The sequence below is a fragment of the Agrobacterium sp. 5Ca50 genome (genome assembly GCF_055381905.1).
Genome location: NZ_AP026438.1, coordinates 766,917 through 786,894, shown reverse-complemented (window position 1 = coordinate 786,894; position 19,978 = coordinate 766,917). Strand labels below are relative to the sequence as shown.

19 protein-coding genes and 1 tRNA gene are annotated in these 19,978 nt (G+C 53.0%); 8 read left to right on the top strand and 12 right to left on the bottom strand.

Going from position 1 to position 19,978, the window contains the following annotated elements:
- From rnc to rpoZ, 7 genes are all read right to left on the bottom strand, one after another.
- Entirely contained in the window at positions 1-720 is a 720-nt protein-coding gene (rnc, locus tag ACZ5FM_RS03765; RefSeq protein ID WP_192487383.1) for a ribonuclease III, read from the bottom strand.
- On the bottom strand, positions 717-1,460 hold the full coding sequence (gene lepB / locus ACZ5FM_RS03760; protein ID WP_192487382.1) for a signal peptidase I: 744 nt from the start codon (positions 1,458-1,460) through the stop codon (positions 717-719). Before lepB ends, rnc begins: the two co-directional genes overlap by 4 nt.
- A gap of 125 nt (positions 1,461-1,585) precedes the next feature.
- Complete coding sequence (acpS, locus tag ACZ5FM_RS03755; RefSeq protein ID WP_192487381.1) at positions 1,586-1,990, bottom strand: holo-ACP synthase; 405 nt, start codon at positions 1,988-1,990, stop codon at positions 1,586-1,588.
- Positions 1,987-2,520, bottom strand: a complete 534-nt coding sequence (locus ACZ5FM_RS03750; RefSeq protein ID WP_464039760.1) for a DUF2062 domain-containing protein — start codon at positions 2,518-2,520, stop codon at positions 1,987-1,989. The genes acpS and ACZ5FM_RS03750 overlap by 4 nt, the downstream gene beginning before the upstream one ends.
- Before the next feature lie 124 nt (positions 2,521-2,644).
- Positions 2,645-2,791: a DUF3563 domain-containing protein gene (locus tag ACZ5FM_RS03745; RefSeq protein WP_192487379.1), complete on the bottom strand. Its 147-nt coding sequence runs from the start codon at positions 2,789-2,791 to the stop codon at positions 2,645-2,647.
- A gap of 189 nt (positions 2,792-2,980) precedes the next feature.
- A complete protein-coding gene (locus ACZ5FM_RS03740; protein ID WP_192487378.1) occupies positions 2,981-5,215 on the bottom strand; it encodes a RelA/SpoT family protein in 2,235 nt (744 codons plus the stop codon).
- Positions 5,216-5,349: 134 nt separating this feature from the next.
- Positions 5,350-5,745, bottom strand: a complete 396-nt coding sequence (gene rpoZ / locus ACZ5FM_RS03735) for a DNA-directed RNA polymerase subunit omega (protein WP_192487377.1) — start codon at positions 5,743-5,745, stop codon at positions 5,350-5,352.
- Positions 5,746-6,038: 293 nt separating this feature from the next.
- On the opposite strand from rpoZ, the gene ACZ5FM_RS03730 reads away from it, so the two are divergent.
- Together ACZ5FM_RS03730 and ACZ5FM_RS03725 are read left to right on the top strand one after the other, a co-directional pair.
- Positions 6,039-6,608, top strand: a complete 570-nt coding sequence (locus tag ACZ5FM_RS03730; RefSeq protein ID WP_250982992.1) for a LabA-like NYN domain-containing protein — start codon at positions 6,039-6,041, stop codon at positions 6,606-6,608.
- Positions 6,609-7,057: 449 nt separating this feature from the next.
- Positions 7,058-8,557, top strand: coding sequence for a methyl-accepting chemotaxis protein (locus ACZ5FM_RS03725; RefSeq protein ID WP_464039759.1), 1,500 nt, complete (start codon positions 7,058-7,060; stop codon positions 8,555-8,557).
- A gap of 97 nt (positions 8,558-8,654) precedes the next feature.
- Here the strand turns inward: ACZ5FM_RS03725 and smpB are convergent, their stop codons facing one another.
- Both smpB and dapA read right to left on the bottom strand, forming a co-directional pair.
- Positions 8,655-9,137 (bottom strand): SsrA-binding protein SmpB, encoded by a 483-nt coding sequence (gene smpB / locus ACZ5FM_RS03720; protein ID WP_192487374.1) that lies wholly within the window; start codon positions 9,135-9,137, stop codon positions 8,655-8,657.
- A gap of 135 nt (positions 9,138-9,272) precedes the next feature.
- Positions 9,273-10,157 carry a 4-hydroxy-tetrahydrodipicolinate synthase gene (gene dapA / locus ACZ5FM_RS03715; RefSeq protein ID WP_464039758.1) on the bottom strand — a complete coding sequence of 295 codons (885 nt, stop codon included), beginning with the start codon at positions 10,155-10,157 and terminating at the stop codon, positions 9,273-9,275.
- Positions 10,158-10,434: 277 nt separating this feature from the next.
- Here dapA and ACZ5FM_RS03710 point away from each other — a divergent pair, with 277 nt between their 5' ends.
- A complete protein-coding gene (locus ACZ5FM_RS03710; protein WP_464039757.1) occupies positions 10,435-12,513 on the top strand; it encodes a lytic transglycosylase domain-containing protein in 2,079 nt (692 codons plus the stop codon).
- Positions 12,514-12,818: 305 nt separating this feature from the next.
- Here the strand turns inward: ACZ5FM_RS03710 and ACZ5FM_RS03705 are convergent, their stop codons facing one another.
- On the bottom strand, positions 12,819-13,847 hold the full coding sequence (locus ACZ5FM_RS03705) for a porin (protein ID WP_275640771.1): 1,029 nt from the start codon (positions 13,845-13,847) through the stop codon (positions 12,819-12,821).
- Between the two features lie 619 nt (positions 13,848-14,466).
- Between ACZ5FM_RS03705 and ACZ5FM_RS03700 the strand changes: the two genes are divergently transcribed.
- The 5 genes from ACZ5FM_RS03700 to ACZ5FM_RS03680 all read left to right on the top strand — a co-directional run bounded on the left by ACZ5FM_RS03700 (position 14,467) and on the right by ACZ5FM_RS03680 (position 17,803).
- Positions 14,467-14,557 (top strand) — tRNA-Ser (locus tag ACZ5FM_RS03700).
- A gap of 190 nt (positions 14,558-14,747) precedes the next feature.
- Positions 14,748-15,788: a porin gene (locus ACZ5FM_RS03695; protein ID WP_464039756.1), complete on the top strand. Its 1,041-nt coding sequence runs from the start codon at positions 14,748-14,750 to the stop codon at positions 15,786-15,788.
- Positions 15,789-16,077: 289 nt separating this feature from the next.
- The gene (locus tag ACZ5FM_RS03690) at positions 16,078-17,004 is read left to right on the top strand and encodes a tyrosine-type recombinase/integrase (protein WP_464039755.1); all 927 of its coding nucleotides are present in this window, start codon (positions 16,078-16,080) and stop codon (positions 17,002-17,004) included.
- Positions 17,005-17,191: 187 nt separating this feature from the next.
- The gene (locus ACZ5FM_RS03685; protein ID WP_464039754.1) at positions 17,192-17,527 is read left to right on the top strand and encodes a hypothetical protein; all 336 of its coding nucleotides are present in this window, start codon (positions 17,192-17,194) and stop codon (positions 17,525-17,527) included.
- Positions 17,528-17,608: 81 nt separating this feature from the next.
- The gene (locus ACZ5FM_RS03680) at positions 17,609-17,803 is read left to right on the top strand and encodes a hypothetical protein (protein WP_312943572.1); all 195 of its coding nucleotides are present in this window, start codon (positions 17,609-17,611) and stop codon (positions 17,801-17,803) included.
- A gap of 58 nt (positions 17,804-17,861) precedes the next feature.
- Here ACZ5FM_RS03680 and ACZ5FM_RS03675 read toward each other — a convergent pair whose 3' ends face one another.
- Positions 17,862-18,665, bottom strand: a complete 804-nt coding sequence (locus ACZ5FM_RS03675; RefSeq protein WP_464039753.1) for an aldolase/citrate lyase family protein — start codon at positions 18,663-18,665, stop codon at positions 17,862-17,864.
- A gap of 10 nt (positions 18,666-18,675) precedes the next feature.
- Positions 18,676-19,893: an NAD(P)/FAD-dependent oxidoreductase gene (locus tag ACZ5FM_RS03670; RefSeq protein ID WP_464039751.1), complete on the bottom strand. Its 1,218-nt coding sequence runs from the start codon at positions 19,891-19,893 to the stop codon at positions 18,676-18,678.
- Between the last annotated feature and the right edge of the window lie 85 nt (positions 19,894-19,978).

The following is a 19,978-nucleotide window of genomic DNA, read 5'->3' as shown; positions in this document are numbered from 1 at the left end:
TCAGTCTGCGGCGGGCGTTTTGTGCCAGACGCCTTCTCGTTCGAGTAATTTGGTGGCGGCAACCTGTTCTGCTGCGCGTTTCGAGCGTTCAACACCCGTTTCCGGTGCGACGCCGGGAATTTCCACAGTCACTGTAAAGCGTGGATCGTGATCCGGTCCGCTGCGATCGTCAACCCTGTAAGATGGGGTGACAGCAAAACGGGCGTGCGCCCATTCCTGAAGTTCGGTTTTGGCGTCACGGCGACCGGCATCAATGCGGGTGGCACGCTTCTGCCAAAACTTGAGAATGAAGCGTCGCGAAGCATCCAGCCCGCCGTCGAGATAGATCGCGGCAATCAGGCTTTCCACAACGTCGGCACGAACATTCAGCATGCTTTTGCCGGTCAATTTTTTGACGTCGGCGCCGGTACGAATGAATTGATGCAGGCCCATTTCATCGGCGATGGCGGCGCAGGATTCTGCGCTGACCAGCTGGTTCAAACGAACGGACAGCTCACCTTCCGCAGCAGAGCGGAAAGTGGAAAACAGAAGTTCTGCAACACACAGGCCCAGAACGCGGTCGCCCAGAAATTCCAGTCTCTCATAATTTCCGGCGGAAGCAGAACGGGCACTTGCATGCGTCAAGGCGCGGTCAAGCCGCGCCTTTTCTGTGAATACGTGACCGATGAGAGCTTCGATACGGCCAATTTCCTCTGGCGAAAGAGGTTTTGCCTTGCTCATTCCACAGCCTTGAACAGTCTGTCCCAACGCATGTTGGCAGGCCATTTCCAGAATTCACGGAAGGATGTGTCGTTGCCTAGCGAGAAGAAGATGATGCTGGCGCGGCCGATCAGGTTTTCCGCGGGAACAAATCCGACGTCAAAACGGCTGTCGAGAGAGTTGTCACGGTTATCGCCCATGAAGAAGTAGTGGCCTTCCGGCACGACAAATTCACGGGTGTTATCGCCGCGCGAATCCTGCACCTGATCCAGCGTGTCATAGGTCACGCCGTTATCGAGCGTTTCACGGAATACCGGAACGTCAGAGCCTGGATCAAGGCGGTAATCAGAGGTGAAGGTGCCGTCAGGCTGCTTTGGAACCGGCTTGCCATTGATGAACAGCACGCCATTGGTCACCTGAATACGGTCGCCCGGCAGGCCGACGAGACGCTTGATGTAATCCACTTCCGGGTTTGGCGGCAGACGGAATACGATGATGTCACCACGCTCCGGCTCGCTTGCAAAAATGCGGCCCGAAAACAGGTTTGGCGAAAATGGCAGCGAATATTTCGAATAGCCATAGGAGAACTTGTTCACGAACAGATAGTCGCCAACCAGCAGCGTCGGCATCATCGAGCCGGACGGAATGGTGAAAGGCTGAAACAGAACCGTACGAATAACCATCGCAAGCAGCAGTGCCTGCACGATGACCTTGATGTTTTCCCAAAGGGCGCTCTGCTTCTTTTCAGCTTTATCGGACACTTAAAGACCTGCCTGCTCGTTCCTAAAATCGAAGACTTCTCTAGAACCTTTCCAGCGTAAAGGAAAGTATTCTTCTTCAATGCCAGACCGTGGCGGCAATTTCACCACTGCCTGGCGGAAATTGCTCAAGCGCTGACGGGCCTCGCCTCAATAATCACGAATGCTTGAGCGTAAGGAAATTCATCTGTGATCGTTAGATGGATGAATGCTTCGTGGCCTGCCGGCAGCAATTTTGCCAGATGTTCACCTGCCCCGCCAGTCAGGGCCATGGTCGGTTTTCCACCCGGCAGATTGATAACACCCATGTCGGTCCAGAACACGCCATGCGAAAGCCCGGTGCCTAAAGCCTTGGAACAGGCCTCCTTGGCTGCAAAACGTTTGGCATAGGACGCAGCCCGGTTTTTCCGTCCGTCGGATTTGGCCCGTTCAATGGGCGTGAAACACCGGTGGGTGAAACGTTCGCCAAAACGTTCAATAGACTTCTCGACCCGGCGAATGTCGATGAGATCACTGCCGATGCCGATTATCATGCAGAAATTCCTGTATCATTATTGGAGAAAGAAAGTGCTTGCTGACGCTGACGGCGCATGGCGCGCAGCAGAAAAAAGACACCGAAATAGGCAATGAAGGCGCTTAACAGAGCAGGAAGCGCCGATCCGACAATCATCGGCTCCAGCACGGGCTGCCAGAGTTCGCGGAAACTGACATGGTGGATAAGTGAACCCAGATCGAGATTATTTGTGGCAGCCGTTTCGTCCCTACGCAAAAGCAGGCGACCGATTTCCCATGTGGATGCCCAGATGAAGGGAAGTGTCAAAGGATTGGCAACCGCCGTTCCCAGTGCCGCAGCCACAAGACTGACACGCAATATGAAGCCCACAGCCAATGCCAGAATAATGTGGACACCCAGAAATGGCGTCCACGCAACGGCAACACCGATGGCAAAGCCTGCCGCAATTGAATGCGGCGACGCCGAGAGGCGTGAAAGTCGCAGCGCCAGATAGCGAAACGAACGCTTAAACCCTTTGCGCGGCCAAATCAGCGCGCGCAATCTTTCCACAAATCCAGCAGGTTTTTTCCGGCGAAATGGCATCTGATTAGCTTATTGCATCGTTTCAAAACCGCCAAGCGGCGTTTGTTACAAAATGCAATCCATAGAGGCCTTGCCGTTAAACCTGACTAGATTAACGGCGGAACAGGCCGCGATCGATTTCGCGCTGACGAAACTCAAGATCAACCTGCGACATCGAAGCATTGAGGTAGTCAAACTCGCGTTCCTGGACAGTCTTACCACGAACAGCACGAGCAATCTTACGAATAGGACTAAACATGATCTTTTCCTTTTCTTCCAAACCGGCCCTGAATTGAGTTTTCACCAAGGCGTCGGAAACTTTGTTCCTGTTTTCTGATCTGGAAGATAGTCCTGCACGAGCAACTTGACTACAGACATGAAAAGGCCGCTGGTATGCACTCAACGCATAACAACGGCATTAATGTCTATTTTGCGTGCAATTTCTGCCTCAATCGAAGGCACGTGTCACGGTTGAGACGCAATCGAGGTCTTTCAACTGCGACTGAAGCTGATTCAACTGACGCAAATCCCAGACTTCGACATCCAGCGACAGCTCGGAGAAGTCCGTACCGATGCGGATCATGTTAAGGCTGCGAATGTTGACGTCGAGCGTGGCGATGGATTGCGCAACAGAGGCAAGCGTGCCGGGCTCATTCAAAGCATTGATCATCAGACGCGCCATGAAGCGCGACTTGTTGGCCTCGTCCAGATCCCAGCGCACATCAATCCAGCGTTCCGGCTCATCATCGAAGCGCTGCAAGGCCGGCGACTGGATGGGGTAGATGGTAATACCCTTGCCCTTTTCCATGATGCCGACGATACGATCACCCGGCACGGCACCAGCCGAACCGAAATGTACGTCAACATTTCCGGACAGACCGCGGATCGGCAAAGGATCAGGTCCTTCGGCAATCTCTGCCGCACCATCGTCTTCCAAAACAGAACGCGACTTGCCGGGGATCTTGAAGACCATGCCGGATGCGCTGCGCATGTTAAACCAGCCGTCATCGCCATTCAGTTTTACGGTGACGCGCTCGTCCTGATAATCAGGATAAACCGCACGCAACACGTCGAGCGACGACATTTCACCACGACCAACAAGCGCGATCGCGTCTTCAACGTCCTTCTGCGCCAAACGATGCAGGGCTGGTTTCAGCGCATCGCGGGAGAAAGCCTTGCCTGCGCGCTCAAAGGTGCGCTCCAGGATACGGTAGCCAAGGCCTGCATATTGTTTGCGGATGGCCATACGGGTTGCACGGCGAATGGCGGCACGCGCCTTACCGGTCACCACAATCTCTTCCCAAGCGGCAGGAGGCACCTGCACGCCTGAGCGAATGATCTCGACTTCATCACCGTTATTAAGGCGCGTTACCAAAGGCATGATACGGCCGTTGATCTTCGCACCTACGGTCGTGTCACCGATGTTGGTGTGAACCGCATAAGCGAAGTCGATGGGCGTTGCACCACGCGGTAGCGCAATCAGCTTGCCCTTTGGCGTGAAGCAGAACACCTGATCCTGGAAAAGTTCGAGCTTGGTGTGCTCCAGAAACTCTTCCGGATTGTCGCCTTCGGCAAGCGCCTCGATTGTGTGACGCAGCCAGGAATAGGCGTTGGATTCTGGAGAGAGCAAATCCCCCTCGCCGTTTTCGCCATCCTTGTACAGTGAATGCGCAGCGATGCCGAACTCGGCAATCTCGTGCATGCGCTTGGTTCTGATCTGCAGCTCAATACGCTGACGAGACGGGCCAACAATGGTGGTGTGGATAGAGCGGTAGTCGTTCTGCTTCGGCGTCGAGATATAATCCTTGAAGCGGCCAGGCACCACGCGCCAGCGCGTATGCACAATGCCCAAGGCACGGTAACAAGACGGGATATCACCGACCAGAAGACGGAAGCCGTAAACGTCAGAAAGCTGCTCGAACGACAGTGACTTCGACTGCATCTTGCGGAAAACCGAATAGGGCTTTTTCTGCCGCCCCTTGACCATGGCACCGATTATTCCGTTCGCTACCAGCAGATCACGCAGTTCGTCCTCAATCTTCTTGACGAGACCCTGATTGCGCTCCTCAAGCTCACTGAGTCGCTTTGTCACGGTCTCGTAGGCCTCAGGATTGAGATAACGGAAGGACAGATCCTCCAGCTCGTCACGCATATCCTGCATACCCATGCGGCCGGCAAGCGGCGCATAGATTTCCATGGTTTCTTCGGAAATACGGCTGCGTTTGTCCGCAGGCATGTACTCCATCGTGCGCATGTTGTGCAGACGGTCGGCCAGCTTGACCAGCAACACCCGCACGTCGTCGGAGATGGCCAGCAACAGCTTGCGCAGGTTTTCCGCCTGCTTGGCCTTCTTGCTGACCAGATCCAGCTTCTTGAGCTTTGTCAGACCTTCAACAAGGCGGCCGATATCCTCGCCGAACAGCTCGTCGATTTCCTGACGGGTGGCAGAGGTATCTTCAATTGTGTCATGCAGGAGAGCAACAGCGATGGTTGATTCATCGAGGTGCATTTCTGTGAGAATGGCGGCAACTTCAAGCGGATGCGAAATGTAGGGGTCACCGTTGGCGCGTTTCTGCTGGCCATGTTTTTGCATCGCATAAACATAGGCTTTGTTCAGCAGCGCCTCGTTTGCATCCGGCTTGTATTTTTGAACCCGCTCAACGAGTTCGTATTGCCTCATCATTGGAAACCAACCGCCATTAAAAAGAAAGCGCGCCAATCTATTCGATTGGCGCACAATTCTGCATCATATGGGATCAAATTATGACAGCAAAGATTTACAGACGGTAACCGCCTGCCCTGGCCGACATAAGAGAATCAATAATCGTCGCTTTTTTCCGGCGGAACGAGGCCTTCGATACCGGCCAGCAGATCCTCTTCCGACATCTGGTCGAATGTGATCGCTTCTGGCTGGTCATCCTCTTCGCTGTCGGAAGATGCAGCATTTGCCGCAACAGCAGCTGGATCGGGCTCTGGCTCATCCACTTCAACATGCTTCTGCAGCGAGTGGATCAGGTCTTCCTTCAGGTCGTCAGGAGACAGGGTTTCGTCAGCAATTTCGCGCAGAGCCACGACCGGGTTCTTGTCGTTGTCGCGATCAATCGTGATCTGCGAGCCCTGAGAGATCTGCCGTGCGCGGTGGCTTGCGAGAAGCACCAGCTCAAAACGGTTGTCTACCTTATCAATGCAATCTTCTACTGTGACACGGGCCATTGCCTGTCCTTTGCGGTCGTTATATCGCTTGTATGCTTGCCCGATACAGTGATTGGGCACAAAATTCAAGTTTTTCGTGAATGGGCGTAACTTTAGTAGGATTTGCGCATTGTTTGCGCTTTTAGGTGAATTATCAGCCATAATTGACTTGGAATAAAGCTAAACCTCGAATAATGAACTTTATATGACGTGCTCATAATGTATGATGAGTAACTAAAGTGATTTGCTACTACCGGTTTTGAAATCCTGGTCAGCATTTCTGGCCCGCATTTATGAGGAAGGACCAACCATACATGTTCGATCCCCGAGAGAAAATTGCTCTCTTCATCGACGGCGCAAATCTCTACGCAGCTTCTAAAAATCTCGGCTTTGATATTGACTACCGCAAGCTGCTAAAAGCTTTCCAGAAACGAGGTTACCTTCTGCGTGCGTATTATTACACGGCCCTTATTGAAGATCAGGAATATTCATCCATCCGACCATTGATCGACTGGCTTGATTACAACGGCTACAAAGTTGTGACCAAACCTGCCAAGGAATTCACCGATTCCATGGGCCGCCGTAAAATCAAAGGCAATATGGACATTGAACTGGCTGTCGATGCCATGGAGCAATCCAGCACTGTCGACCATCTTGTCATATTTTCTGGTGATGGTGATTTCACCACACTCGTCGATGCCCTGCAGCGTAGAGGCCGCAAGGTTTCCGTCGTTTCCACCATGGCAACACAGCCACCAATGATTGCTGACGACCTGCGCCGCCAAGCAGATCACTTCATCGATCTCGTATCCTTGAAAGCAGAGATTGGCCGTGACCCGTCGGAAAAACCACAGCGTGTTACCGAAGGCGCAATTCAGGAATAAAATCTTGTTCTGGAATTTATACTTCATCTTCACAAGACCGCACTGTCGAACAGCCTAGTGCTTTGACAGTGCGGTATCATTTTTACATTCTCTGCATTTCCACATAATAGATTTTATAGTTTTTGTTTAATCCGCATTATTTTCTGCAATCAAAACAATAACAGAATAAAACTAAGCACACATTCAATTTGCTCAAAGTCAAATTGCTGCAAAAAATTTTTTTAACTTAACCTAACCATCTATATTCTTGCTGGACACTTGGGCAAGATAACCGCTGCGCTTGGATGCATGAGAAATATGCGATGCAACCGAGGATACTTGGCACTATCTCCTCCACACTGCCTATTTCATCAAAACCTTTGTTAGGAATTGATTAAACCTAATTGTGGCCTTGTCACGCCACGGGACCAGGAGACTCTTCTCCTCGGGCAAATGAACGAGTTAAATTCATGAGTGGCAAGCAGAACAGTTATCAGGCACTGGAAGAACGACTTTCCTTTTTGGGAATCGCCGCAAACCAAAAGCGTGATCTTCACAACATCATGCCTGTTATCACAGATTCGCTGAGCAGCTCTCTGGATACATTCTACAACAAGGCAAAGACGGTTCCCCATACCGCAAAGTTCTTCGCCAATGATGCGCATATTGCACACGCGAAGAGCATGCAGGTCAAACACTGGTCGCGCATCGCCACCGGTCGTTTCGACGAAGATTACGTCAAGGCCGTCAGTGCTATAGGCCACACCCATGCCAAGCTGGGACTTGAACCACGCTGGTATATCGGCGCCTATGCGCTTGTTGTCGAAGGCATTGTTAAGGCGCTAATCGAAAACCAGCTGAAAGGCTTTCTCTACGACAGCAAGGCCAAGGCACTGACGCGCGACATCTCCGTTGTGCTCAAAGCCGCCCTGCTCGACATGGATTACTCCATCACTGTGTATCTTGATGCGCTGGCTGAAGAACGTGAAAAAGCGGAAATTCAGCAGCAGCAGATGAAAGCTGAACAGGAAAATGCTCTGGCAGTTCTCAACCAGGCCCTGAATAAATTGGCCAGTGGTGATCTCGCCACCAAGATTGATGCAACCCTTGCGCTGCAGTTTGAATCACTGCGCGATAACTACAACCAGGCTGTCAGCAATCTTTCCAAAGCCTTTTCCAACATCGTCGTCGAGACACACAAGATTTCTGCCAATACGCGTGAATTGACAACATCGACGGACGATATGGCGCGCAGAACAGAACAACAGGCTGCAGCGCTCGAAGAAACCTCGACCGCGATCGAGCAAATCACCACAATTTCCCGCCAGTCTGCCCAGCGTACGCGTGAGGCCGAAGATATTGTGCGCAGTTCGGCTCAGCAAGCCAATAAATCACGAGATATTGTGGCCGAGACCGTTCAGGCAATGGGGGCAATTGAAGATTCTTCGCAGAAGATCACCCAGATCATCAGCGTAATCGACGAAATTTCTTTCCAGACAAACCTTCTGGCACTCAATGCCGGTGTTGAAGCGGCGCGCGCTGGCGAAGCCGGCAAGGGATTTGCCGTGGTTGCCCAGGAAGTCCGTGAACTGGCACAACGCTCCGCCTCTGCTGCCAAGGAAATCAAGACCCTGATCGACAAGTCCTTCGCGGATGTGTTGCACGGTGTTTCTCTCGTCAACAAGACCGGTGAAGCCCTGCATTCCATTGGTGAAAAAGTCGACAGCATTCAAGAGCATATCGGTGCGATTTCGACAGCTGCCCAGGAACAGGCGGCTGGCATTCAGGAAATTCACACCGCCGTTGCAAGCATGGACCAGTTGACGCAGCAGAATGCTGCGATGGTTGAAGAAACCAATGCAGCAACACATGGCCTCAGCGATATCAGCAGCAGCCTTGCGGATCTTGTTTCCCGCTTCAAGGTCTCTACCCAGATGAGCTTCGAACAACCGGTTTACCGCGCAGCTTAAGGTACAACAAAACAAGAAGGGCTCCAAAACGTAGGTTTTGGAGCCCTTTTTTTTATCTCAAGCCTGCCTTTAATGGCATCCTTCAGGATACGAAGCCTTAGCGGGAATCACCCTTGAGTAGTCGGGACTTCTGGCGATTCCAATCGCGTTCCTTCTCCGTCTCGCGCTTGTCGTGCAACTTCTTGCCCTTCCCTAGCGCAAGCTCCATCTTGGCGCGGCCACGATCATTAAAATAAATCTTGAGCGGAATAAGTGTCATGCCATCACGATTGATGGCAGAACGCAGGCGATTGATTTCACGCTTGGTCAGCAGCAGCTTGCGACGGCGGCGCGGCTCATGATTGAACCGATTGGCCTGCAGATATTCCGGCAAATGCGAGTTGATCAGCCAAATTTCATCACCTTCATCCGACGCATAGGATTCAGCGATGTTTGCCTTGCCTTCACGCAGCGATTTGACCTCGGTGCCCGTGAGTACCAAGCCGACTTCGTAGGTATCAATAATCTCGTAATTGAAGCGTGCCTTGCGGTTTTCCGCGACAATCTTCTTTACCGTGCGCTGACTGCCTTTGGGAGCCATGGAATCCGATCCGCCTTTTGTCGTTTTTTTGTTATGTCGTCGCGTTGTATGCGCAAACGGCTTTATACGCCTTATTTAGTGCAGGCATGTCGGAATGTGAAGGCGCGCAACACAACGCGCCTCCACCAGTTGATATCAATTGATAAGTCCTGCGTGTTTCAGCGCGGCGTCGATTGCGCTTTCGGTCGCTGGCTCCAGCGAACTCATCAGCGGAGAGCGGACGGTGCGGTTGATGCCACGAATTCTCGAAAGTGCATATTTTGCACCACAAACGCCTGGCTCCATGAAGATTGCCTTGTGCAGCGGCATCAGACGATCCTGATAATCCAGTGCGAGAGCATAGTTGCCAGCCAGCATGGCGGCTTGGAACTCTGCGCTCAAGCGGGGAGCAACGTTTGCAGTGACCGAAATGCAGCCAACACCACCATGAGCGTTAAAGCCAAGCGCTGTGGCATCTTCACCGGATAGCTGAACAAAGTCCTTGCCGCAGCAAATGCGCTGCTCGGATACACGTTCAATCTTACCAGTAGCGTCTTTAACGCCGACAATGTTTTTGTGTGCCTTGGCAAGCGCACCCATCGTCTCCGGGCTCATGTCGATGACTGAGCGCGGCGGAATGTTGTAAATGACGATAGGCAGGCTCACAGCTTCGGCAATAGCCGAGAAGTGAGCGACGAGCCCCTTCTGCGTTGGTTTGTTATAATAAGGTGTCACCACCAGCACTGCGTCAGCACCAACGTCCTGCGCGTGCTTTGCAAGCTCGATGGCTTCGCTGGTGTTGTTAGAACCGGCACCTGCGATCACTGGAACCCGTTTGTCCGCGACCTCCACACACAGCTCGACGACACGTTTGTGCTCGTCATGGGAAAGGGTTGGCGACTCTCCCGTCGTGCCAACCGGCACAAGGCCGCTGCTGCCTTCCGCAATCTGCCACTCGACGTGAGCGGCGAAAGCCGTTTCATCTACCTCGCCTGAGGCGGTAAACGGAGTAATGAGGGCGGGAATGGATCCCTTGAACATACAAAGCTCCTTGCGACTGGCTATCCACGCTTCAGCCGCATTTCCATGGTTAAAACCGCCACACATTAGTTCCGGTCTTACCAACCGACAAGCATGCAAGGGCGCTATTTTCTGCTAAAAACAAAATCATGTGACAGTTTTATTTCTCAAACTGGTCTGATTACGCCTGCACGGTTCGCTCAAAGATATTTGATCGAATTTGAAGCAGTGGAGTAAGGTTTCGTTAATGCAGCAGGCGGTTAATGGAAGGTGAATTTCCAAAGTTGCGAGTGACGGAATGAAGAAGACGGCGATAACCTTTTTGGCGGCGAGTTTAAGCGCAGGTGTGTGGCATGCCTTTGCATCACCTGTGCCGGACGCCGCTACCCTGCCGACATCGGCGCCACTGCCTTACGTTCGTCCCAATGCCCCTGCCCCGTTTGCAGCCCCCAATCCTGAAATTATTACCGGTGCTATTCCCCGCACGAGCCGACCCGGTGATGTGTCCGACCTGAAAAGCGGACTGGATGCCCTATCATCTCGTGATGCGGCTCGCGCCATCGCGATTCGCAACGGTTTGGCAGCAGACAGTCTGGACCGGCACATTCTGACTTGGGCGATTGCCGTTTCCGGCATGAAAGAAGTACCTTCCTCTGAAATCGCTACAGCACAACGCGAGCTAAAGGGCTGGCCGGGTGTTGCAGCATTCCGCTCCAACTCGGAACGGGCGCTGCTGCGCGAAAATCCACCGACAGCTCAGGTTCTGGCATCATTCGGCAAAAGCCAGCCGGAGACAGCCGAAGGCGCCATTATTCTTTCGCGGGCTTTGATGGCCACCGGCAAGGCAAATGAAGCCGCGGCCAATATTCGCCGTATCTGGCTGCGCGAGGGTATGGACAAGGATCTTGAGGATCAGGTCTTACACGAGTTTTCATCTCTGCTGACCAGCGCTGATCACAAGGCCCGCATGGATTACCTGATGTATCGCAGCCGGATTAGTCAGGCTAAGCGATTCGGAGATCTCGGCAGGGCGCAGTCGCTTTACAAGGCTTGGGCTGCCGTTTTGCAGCGCTCCAGCAATGCGCCGTCACTGCTCAGCGCCGTGGACAAATCATGGGGGAGTGATACGGCCTATCTGTTTGCCCGCGTCGAATATTTGCGCAGCCAGCAGAAATATCCTGAAGCTGCCAAGCTGCTCGAGCAAATGCCACAGGACAAGGCAAAACTCGTCAATCCCGGGGAATGGTGGAACGAGCAGCGTATCATCGCTCGCGGCCTGACTGATCTTGGGGATTTCAGGCAGGCCTATCGTATCGTTGCAAACCACGCCGCCACATCTCCAACCGATGTTGCGGACGCAGAGTTTCATGCCGGTTGGTACGCGCTGCGTGCGCTGAATGATCCCAAGACCGCCGAAAAACATTTCCAGAAGCTGCTTGATACGTCCAATCGCCCTCTCTCCGCATCCCGTGCCTATTACTGGCTTGGCCGTGCCGCAGAAGCTGGCGCGCCAGGAAATGCACGCGACTATTTTGCGAGAGCGGCGAACCATCCCGGCACGTTTTATGGTCAGTTAGCGGCGGCACGAATCGGCGTGAAAACGCTCAATGTCACTTACCCAACCCCTAGTAATACTGACAGACAGGTATTTGCCTCTCGCGAAGCGGTGCGGGCAATAGACCGTCTCGAGGCCGCCGGATACAACTGGAGAGCTGACAGCCTGTACCGGGCGCTTTCTCAACAATTGGACAGTGCCGGCGAACTTGCAATTCTGGCGGCACGTGCCGAGCGTAACGGTAACCATCAGGTATCGCTGCAGATTGGCAAAACCGCCTTTTCACGCGGTATCGACGCTGCAGCACTGGCCTATCCGCTTGGCGTCATCCCTGACAGCGCCAACATTGCCGGCTCCGGCAAGGCTTTGGCCTATGCGATTGCCAGACAGGAAAGCGCGTTTAACCCGGCCGCTATATCGCCGGCCGATGCCCGTGGCCTGCTGCAGCTTCTGCCAGGAACAGCCAAAGGCGTTGCAAACCGCCATGGCCTGACCTTTACGCCAGCGAAGCTGACAAGTGACGCAGGATATAATGCGACGCTCGGCGCTCATTACCTCGGCGAACAAATCGATGCGTTTGGCGGATCCTACATCCTGACCTTCATTGCATATAATGCCGGGCCAAAACGTGTTCCCGAATGGATTACGCGCTACGGCGACCCGCGCGGCAAGCCGATCGATGAGGTTGTTGACTGGATTGAACGTATCCCCTTCCCTGAAACCCGCAATTACGTGCAGCGGGTGATGGAGAATTATCAGGTCTACAAAACAAGGCTGGGGCAGAAGTCCGACATTGTCTACGACCTGAGAAACGGTCGTTAAGCACAGTCATCTCACAACGAATCAAAACGTTGCCAAATGCTCCGTCCCCATTTTTTTGACTGTCACTTTTCAGTGTCTTTAATGTCGTGCGCTATCGAGCGCATTCGCATCGAAATTCGTCGAGCATCATAGAGACGCTGTGGCGCAGCAATATATGGGGCTGTCCTTATATTGAAACCAGCGAACGCAGGTGCGCGGCACTGCCGCAGGCATACCGACAACCTCAACTTTACAAGCGACACATCTTTCAAAGCATAAAAGCCCGGCATTGCTGCCGGGCTTTCACTAATCGACTCAACGTCAGATTAGAACGAACGGGTCAGACGAACCCAACCAGAAGTGTTGTCGCCGAGCAGGTCGGAGTCCTTGTAGTCGACAGTCGCGCCGACCTTCAGGCCAGTTGCGAGCTGGTATTCAGCCAGCAAGCCAACGCCCCAGATGTCGTCGTTGTTTTCGGTTTCCCAGTAAGCAGCCGATGGAGTGATCGTCAGCTTGTCTGTAGCCTTGAGGGCGTAAGAGGCGGAAACAGTCCACTCGTAAGACCAGCCAGAAGTGAGGCCGAGGTCGCGGTAAGAACCAACGTAGGCGTTAACGCCAGAAGACCAACCAGCGCCGATGTTCAGTTCGCCTGGGCCGATTGGAGCAACGAGAGTTGCGTACAATGCGCCTTCTTCAGCTTCAGTGTCGTAAACGCCGCGCAGAGCGAGGTTCGAAGCGCCGAAGTCAACCTGGGCATAAGCCTGGAAGCCGATTTCGTTGCCAGGAGCGCCAACCCAAACGTTGGAGATGTCGTCTACACCGAGACCGATGCGGAACGCGCCAGCGTCGTACAGGTAGCTGATGGTGTTGAAGTTGGTTGCGTTATCGAAAGCGTCGAGTTCGCCGTTGATACCGATGTCATCCCACCATGTGAGAGCCTTACCAGCCTTCAGGCCGCCAACAGTGATGTAAGCCTGCTCGAGCGAAACGCCAGAGGAAGGAACGCCACCTTCAGAGCTGTAGTTGCCCTGCAGACGGATGTATGTGCCGATGGTGCCGAGTTCGGAGTCAGACTTCGTGTCGAAGAATACGCGGCCACGAGTAGCGGAGTACCAGTCGCTAGTTTCGTCTGCACCAACGTCTTCACCGAAACCAACGGTGAAACGAACTTCACCACCGATGCGCAGGCAGGTTTCAGTGCCTGGGATGTAGAAGTAGCCAGCGCCGAAAGCGTCGCAAACGCGAACGTATTCCAGGGGCTCTGGCTCAGCAGCGACGATAGCGTCAGCGGCCTGTGCGCCAGAAACTGCTGCGAGAGCTGCAGCGGAGCCGATGAGAAGGCTCTTGATGTTCATATTGACCTCCAGTCAAGTTTCACAAGGGTCTGGGTTCTTAGCTGAAGGACAGCATTCCCTGCCCCATTCCCGTCGATTTAAGAAACGGACGATCCACCGCCGCGCTTCCTGATGTTGAAAATACAAAACGAACCCGCGCATGCAATCACCATCTTCACGTAAACGCACTTTCCTGTGTTGCTTCATCCCACGCTGTTGCGCAAAGGACACAAAACATGGTTCCGGCAGTGGAAAAGGTTTACGACTTCTTAATAAAAACATTTTGAATCCGTCACTTAACAGGAGGACATTTCGAGGTTTCGTATTCTTTCAGCACGTTTTCAGGGGTTTCCAGGGCTAAAAGCCTGGTGTTTTCGATGGCCAAGCGGTCACGGGCAGCTGATCGCACGCAGCTGGTTCACAGGTCCTAACAGCTGTCTCACCACAAAATTTTGAGAATCATCCACGATTCTGTTGCTGGAGTGTTGGGTGATTCTTTTCAAAATCCGTCCTGTAAACGCACCATCCTATATATGACGCGCGCATGAGGCCTCTCCCTGTGAAGAAAGCGCAGTGTTTTTCGTTGATAATGATAAAAGGCCTTGCATTCAAAAAAGTTACGCAATAATCAGGCCGCACCGGAGAGGTGGCCGAGTGGTCGAAGGCGCTCCCCTGCTAAGGGAGTATACGTCAAAAGCGTATCGTGGGTTCGAATCCCATCCTCTCCGCCATCATTTTGATTTCCCAAAATAATTCCCCTCATTATACGCGATGCGACTTCGCATTCATCTCCTGTTTTTCTTCGGGCACATTTTTCTCTCGCTGAAATCTCCAAAAGCAAAGAACTCTGCAAAAACCGGCATTTTTCTGCAATTTTTGGTGATTTTTGACACCTCTAGTCAAACTTGACTGGAGGTCAATATGAACATCAAGAGCCTTCTCATCGGCTCCGCTGCAGCTCTCGCAGCAGTTTCTGGCGCACAGGCCGCTGACGCTATCGTCGCTGCTGAGCCAGAGCCCCTGGAATACGTTCGCGTTTGCGACGCTTTCGGCGCTGGCTACTTCTACATCCCAGGCACCGAAACCTGCCTGCGCATCGGTGGTGAAGTTCGTTTCACCGTAGCTTTCGGTGAAGACATCGGCGGCCGTAGTGGCCCTGTAGTAGATGGCGTAGCAACCGGCCCACGCACCAGCGACTGGAACACTGCAACTCGTGCTCGCGTATTCTTCGACACGAAGACAGACTCTGAGCTCGGCACCATCGGCACATACATCCGTCTGCAGGGCAACTACGCCCCACGCGATGGCGTTAACAATGTTGAACTCGAGCAGGGTTACATCACAATCGGTGGCCTGAAGGCTGGTAAGGCTTTGACATGGTGGGATGACACCGGCATCAACGGTGAACTCGACGCTTTTGCTGATGCTTCCAACTTCAACACCATCAGCTACCTGTACGACGCTGGCTCGTTCCGCATCGGTCTCGGTGTAGACGACCTGTCTGGCGAATACACAGGTGCAGCTGGCTCTGAGCTTGGCCTTGAAGGCTACGCACAGGTTGACTTCGGTGCAGCAAACCTCGCTCTGCGCGGCGTTTACGACCTCGAAACCGAAGAAGGCGCTCTGTACGCAACTCTCGTTGCTCCAGTTGGCCCAGGCGAACTGAACGTTGCTGTTGGCTGGGCTTCCGGCGACACCGCATACGTAGACGGCTTCGGTGGTTCGACATACGAGTGGACTGTTTCCGGTTCGTACGCTCTCAAGGCTACAGACAAGCTGACGATCACTCCGTCTGCTGCTTACTGGAGCACACAGTCCAACAACGACATCTGGGGCGTTGGCTTGCTGGCTGAATACCAGCTCGCAAAGGGTCTTAAGGTCGGCGCGACTGTTGACTACGTAAGCCCAGACGATGGCGACGACAACACGTCTGGTTGGGTTCGCCTGACCCGTTCGTTCTAATCTGACTAATGTCAGTGAAGCCCGGCAGCAATGCCGGGCTTCTTCGTTTTGAGCTACATCACTTGCTCAATTCGTAAGCGTGGTGAATTTTTCATTACGGATTATTCATCTTCGCTCACAAAGGCCGACATGCTTGGGGAAGCGGGAAATGCATCGGCTGCTTTATGGGTCCGTTTTTGTTGCGGGCGCATAAAAATCGAAACGTCCTAAAATGCGAAGATAGTTTGCATTTTATGAAATTTTAACCGGCCATGGTCATTGGCGGAAAGGGGGTAAAGGAGCATATTTTATGCAGCAATTAAACGCGGCCAAAGATACGGGTATTTCGAGGGACTATGCGTCCTATGATTTCCCATATCGTTACAATTTAACGACAGCAGCAAAGCTCGTCAGGGAAATTTCATTAAAAGGTTTGCTCGAGCGCTACGGGGACATTCTGTGGCAGCCTGGAAGCCATAAATACAACGTCAATAATTTCATTGGCGAATTGCATGAAATTTTAGAAAATCCGTTATTTACTGTATTTTCTCAGGATATGCTGGATGGCCTGATTGGAAAGCTGCGTAATCGCGGCAACAGCAATGCCACCATCAACAGAAAGATGGCTGCGCTGCGAAAGTTGCTACGCAAGGCGCATAAAATGGGGGATATCCACAGCTTGCCGGAATTCCGGCGAGAGAAGGAAAAGGCCGGGCGTATTCGCTTTCTTGATCATGAAGAAGAGCGACGCCTTTTTGAGGCCATCGGAAAAGAATCAGACGTCTATCAACGACTTTGTATTTTTCTCGTCGATACCGGCGCACGTCTTGGAGAAGGTCTGGGGCTACAATGGGGTGATATCGTCGAAAGACGTGCAACATTCTGGGTGACCAAATCCGGCCGTAGCCGATCAGTACCGCTGACTGCACGTGCCTATGATGCGGTTTTTGCATCTGAGAAGCGCGGGAAAGGTCCGTTTGCCGGCATTGATCAGCAACGGTTCCGGACAAGCTGGCACGCGGCTCGCCACACGGTCGGGCTTGGAAGTGATGACAATGTTGTTCCGCACATCTTGCGACATACATGTGCGTCGCGGCTGGTTCAGGGCGGCATTGATATCAGGCGTGTGCAAATGTGGCTCGGCCATCAGACACTCCAGATGACAATGCGTTATGCGCATCTGGCGTCACACGATCTCGATATGTGCCTGCCCGTCTTGGAACGGCACGTTAAGTAAATCATACGCTACAGTTTACCGGCTGTCCGCTTGAAATAGATTCGACCTGCCCTGCCCTGTTTGGCGCGCGGCAGGTCGAATGCTTTTCACTTCAAACCAAAATACAACCCGACAAATACGATCCCCCAGTGGAACCAAATAGTAGGTCCGGCCGTTCTTTCCCCGTAACCATATGAGGTGATTGGTAATGGCACAAACCAAACTCAATGTCGTGGAAGACACGATTGAAACCCAGATTGCAGAACTGCGGTCGCAGATTGATTCACTGACAAAGTCAGTGTCGGCACGAGCCGGAAGTTTTTCTGAAACCGCTGCTGAAGTCGTTGACGACGCCAGCGGCCGGGTGCGCAAAGCAGCCCAGAATGTACGTGAACAAGGCTACAATGTCGTCGAAGCGGTCAAGGAAAACCCAGGTACAGCGACATCGCTTTTGACGACAGTTGGCGTTATCGGATTTGCGCTTGGCTATTTTATCGCCAACAGCAACTCGAACCAGCCTACATCGCGCTGGCGTCTGCCGTAAGACCGCAAGACACGATATCAAAGGGGCGTTTACCGCCCCTTTTTGACGTTGGGATTTAGAAAGCGGGGAGGAATACCAATCATGCAAACGGACAAGACGAAAGTATTCGAGCCGGAACTCGAGGAAGCATTGATGTCCTTTGCGTCATCGCGGCAGATGCACCGAGATGACGCTATACGGCAGATCCTGCGCAACTGGCTGTTAAATGAGGGCTATTTGCATTCTGGCGATCAGGGCATTCCACCGGAAAAACTGAACGCCAGCAATGATGACTGAAGCAGAAACCCCTATCGGGGGGCAGTTGACGAAGTCATTTTATACTCCGTCTCGTCCTTTAATATCCCTTGGCCGGGCTTTTTGTCGCTGAAGAGCCCGCCTTATAGCGAGCAGACAGGTTTCTAAGCGCAGTAGCAAACTCGAACACATCCGCGCCAACAGCAACGAAAGTCGCGCCGAGTTCAAGGTAACGGCGGTTGAAAGTCTCATTGAAGGTCAGGATACCAGCCGCCTTACCTGCTGAGACAATCTTGGTAATGGCATTTTCAATCACCTCTTGCACTTCCGGTGCATCCATCCGACCAAGATATCCAAGATCCGCTGCCAAGTCCGCGGGGCCGATAAACACACCGTCGACACCTTCAATAGCGAGAATATTATCGAGATCGGCAATGGCTGCACGGGTTTCAACCTGCACCAGCAGACACAGACCTTCAGCCGCCGTTTCAGCATAGTCATCAATCGTGTTGAAAGCTGACGCACGCGCAACTGCTGCCCCTACTCCACGAATGCCGTGGGGCGGGTAATGAATTGCACGCACAAGTTCTCTCGCCTGCTCCGCCGAATCAACCATCGGCACCAGAAGTGTGCGAGCGCCAGCATCGAGCATTTGCTTGATGATCCAGGTGTCACCGACGGGAACACGTACGACGGGCTCTGCGGGAGAACTGGAGAGTGCCCTTAGCTGTTCGATAATGCTGCGCAGGTCATTCGGACCGTGCTCACCATCAATGACAAGCCAGTCAAATCCTGAGGTTCCGGCAATCTCGGCAGCGATTGCCTCACCCGTGTCCAGCCACAGACCAATCTGTGGTTTTCCGGATTTAATGGCTGTTTTGAAACGATTTTCAGAGACGGGCATGCACTTTCCTTTAAACAAGAAGCTGCTTGAGATCAGCTGAGGTATCGGCAAGAATCATACGGTCCGGATTGATGCCGCTTTCGAGCATCTTTTTACCAGTGACATAGGCTTTGGCATCATTGATCGCATCGACGGCGATGAACTGGCCCTGACGGAAATACCAAATGGAAAGACTACCCTCACGTGTGCCGACACGCACCAGGGTTTCGTCATAACCAGCATTAAATCCGGCGATCTGAAGCTTTACATCATACTGATCGGACCAGAACCACGGTTTTGGATCATAGGGACGATCCTCACCGGTCAAGACGATAGCAGCGGCTTCTGCCTGCTCAACTGCATTCTGTACGGATTCAAGCCGGATCTGCGTGCCCTGCCAAGGCAAGACTGCGCAATCGCCCAATGCATGAATTGAACTGTCCGATGTGCGGGTAAAGGCATCCACAACCACGCCATTGGCGACATCCAGCCCGGCTTCGCGCGCCAGGCGGTCATTGGGCGTCACGCCGATACCGGCAATCACAAAATCCACATCAATGACAGAACCGTCTGACAGTTCCGCGGTTTTCACGTGACCGTTGTCGCCATTCAGACGAACCAAACCGGTTTTTTCCCTGATGGAAACACCATGCGAGACGTGGATTCCCCTGATGGCATCGGCAGTTTCACGCGCCGCAACGCGTTGAAGGATACGATCCGCCATTTCAATCAATGTGACGTCAAGGCCGAGATGGCGGGCAACAGCCGCAGCCTCAAGTCCGATGTAACCGCCTCCAACAATCAGCAGGCGGCGGCCGGGACGCATCTCTTTCATCAGGCGATCCGCGTCGTGCTTGTCGCGAACCGTAAAAATGCCTTGCAAATCACCACCGATGCCAGGTGGCAGACTGCGCGGTTCGGCCCCGGTTGCCAAAACCAGTGTTTCATAAACTACGGTGCTGCCATCCTGCAGACGAACGGTCTTTGCAGTGCGGTCGATTTCCTCAACCCACGCCGACGTTCTGATTTCAACATTATGGTCGGCGTACCAATGCTCAGGGCGAAATAGCAGCCGATCGAAGGTCATGTCACCGAGAAGATATTTCTTGGATAAGGGTGGACGTTGGTAAGGCAGGACATCTTCTGAGCCGAGGATTGTGATGGGCCGATCATCCTTTAACCCTCTCAGTTTAGAAGCAAGTGCGAAGGCCGCCTGCCCTGCCCCCACAATGACCAATCTGCCACTCACAACACCAACTCCCCCACATCACGATTCGGCCTCAACAGAACCGCATGCTTCTTACATGACAAAGGCGTAACGCTGCGTACGCCTT

Bases quoted from the DNA above. Each gene is read 5' to 3' on its own strand.
- ACZ5FM_RS03730 (WP_250982992.1), top strand. From the start codon at position 6,039: ATGTTCGATCCCCGAGAGAAAATTGCTCTCTTCATCGACGGCGCAAAT.
- dapA (WP_464039758.1), bottom strand. From the start codon at position 10,157: ATGTTCAAGGGATCCATTCCCGCCCTCATTACTCCGTTTACCGCCTCA.
- ACZ5FM_RS03725 (WP_464039759.1), top strand. From the start codon at position 7,058: ATGAGTGGCAAGCAGAACAGTTATCAGGCACTGGAAGAACGACTTTCC.
- ACZ5FM_RS03695 (WP_464039756.1), top strand. From the start codon at position 14,748: ATGAACATCAAGAGCCTTCTCATCGGCTCCGCTGCAGCTCTCGCAGCA.
- ACZ5FM_RS03675 (WP_464039753.1), bottom strand. From the start codon at position 18,665: ATGCCCGTCTCTGAAAATCGTTTCAAAACAGCCATTAAATCCGGAAAA.
- ACZ5FM_RS03705 (WP_275640771.1), bottom strand. From the start codon at position 13,847: ATGAACATCAAGAGCCTTCTCATCGGCTCCGCTGCAGCTCTCGCAGCA.
- ACZ5FM_RS03680 (WP_312943572.1), top strand. From the start codon at position 17,609: ATGCAAACGGACAAGACGAAAGTATTCGAGCCGGAACTCGAGGAAGCA.
- rpoZ (WP_192487377.1), bottom strand. From the start codon at position 5,745: ATGGCCCGTGTCACAGTAGAAGATTGCATTGATAAGGTAGACAACCGT.
- ACZ5FM_RS03690 (WP_464039755.1), top strand. From the start codon at position 16,078: ATGCAGCAATTAAACGCGGCCAAAGATACGGGTATTTCGAGGGACTAT.
- acpS (WP_192487381.1), bottom strand. From the start codon at position 1,990: ATGATAATCGGCATCGGCAGTGATCTCATCGACATTCGCCGGGTCGAG.
- ACZ5FM_RS03685 (WP_464039754.1), top strand. From the start codon at position 17,192: ATGGCACAAACCAAACTCAATGTCGTGGAAGACACGATTGAAACCCAG.
- ACZ5FM_RS03740 (WP_192487378.1), bottom strand. From the start codon at position 5,215: ATGATGAGGCAATACGAACTCGTTGAGCGGGTTCAAAAATACAAGCCG.
- rnc (WP_192487383.1), bottom strand. From the start codon at position 720: ATGAGCAAGGCAAAACCTCTTTCGCCAGAGGAAATTGGCCGTATCGAA.
- ACZ5FM_RS03745 (WP_192487379.1), bottom strand. From the start codon at position 2,791: ATGTTTAGTCCTATTCGTAAGATTGCTCGTGCTGTTCGTGGTAAGACT.
- smpB (WP_192487374.1), bottom strand. From the start codon at position 9,137: ATGGCTCCCAAAGGCAGTCAGCGCACGGTAAAGAAGATTGTCGCGGAA.
- ACZ5FM_RS03710 (WP_464039757.1), top strand. From the start codon at position 10,435: ATGAAGAAGACGGCGATAACCTTTTTGGCGGCGAGTTTAAGCGCAGGT.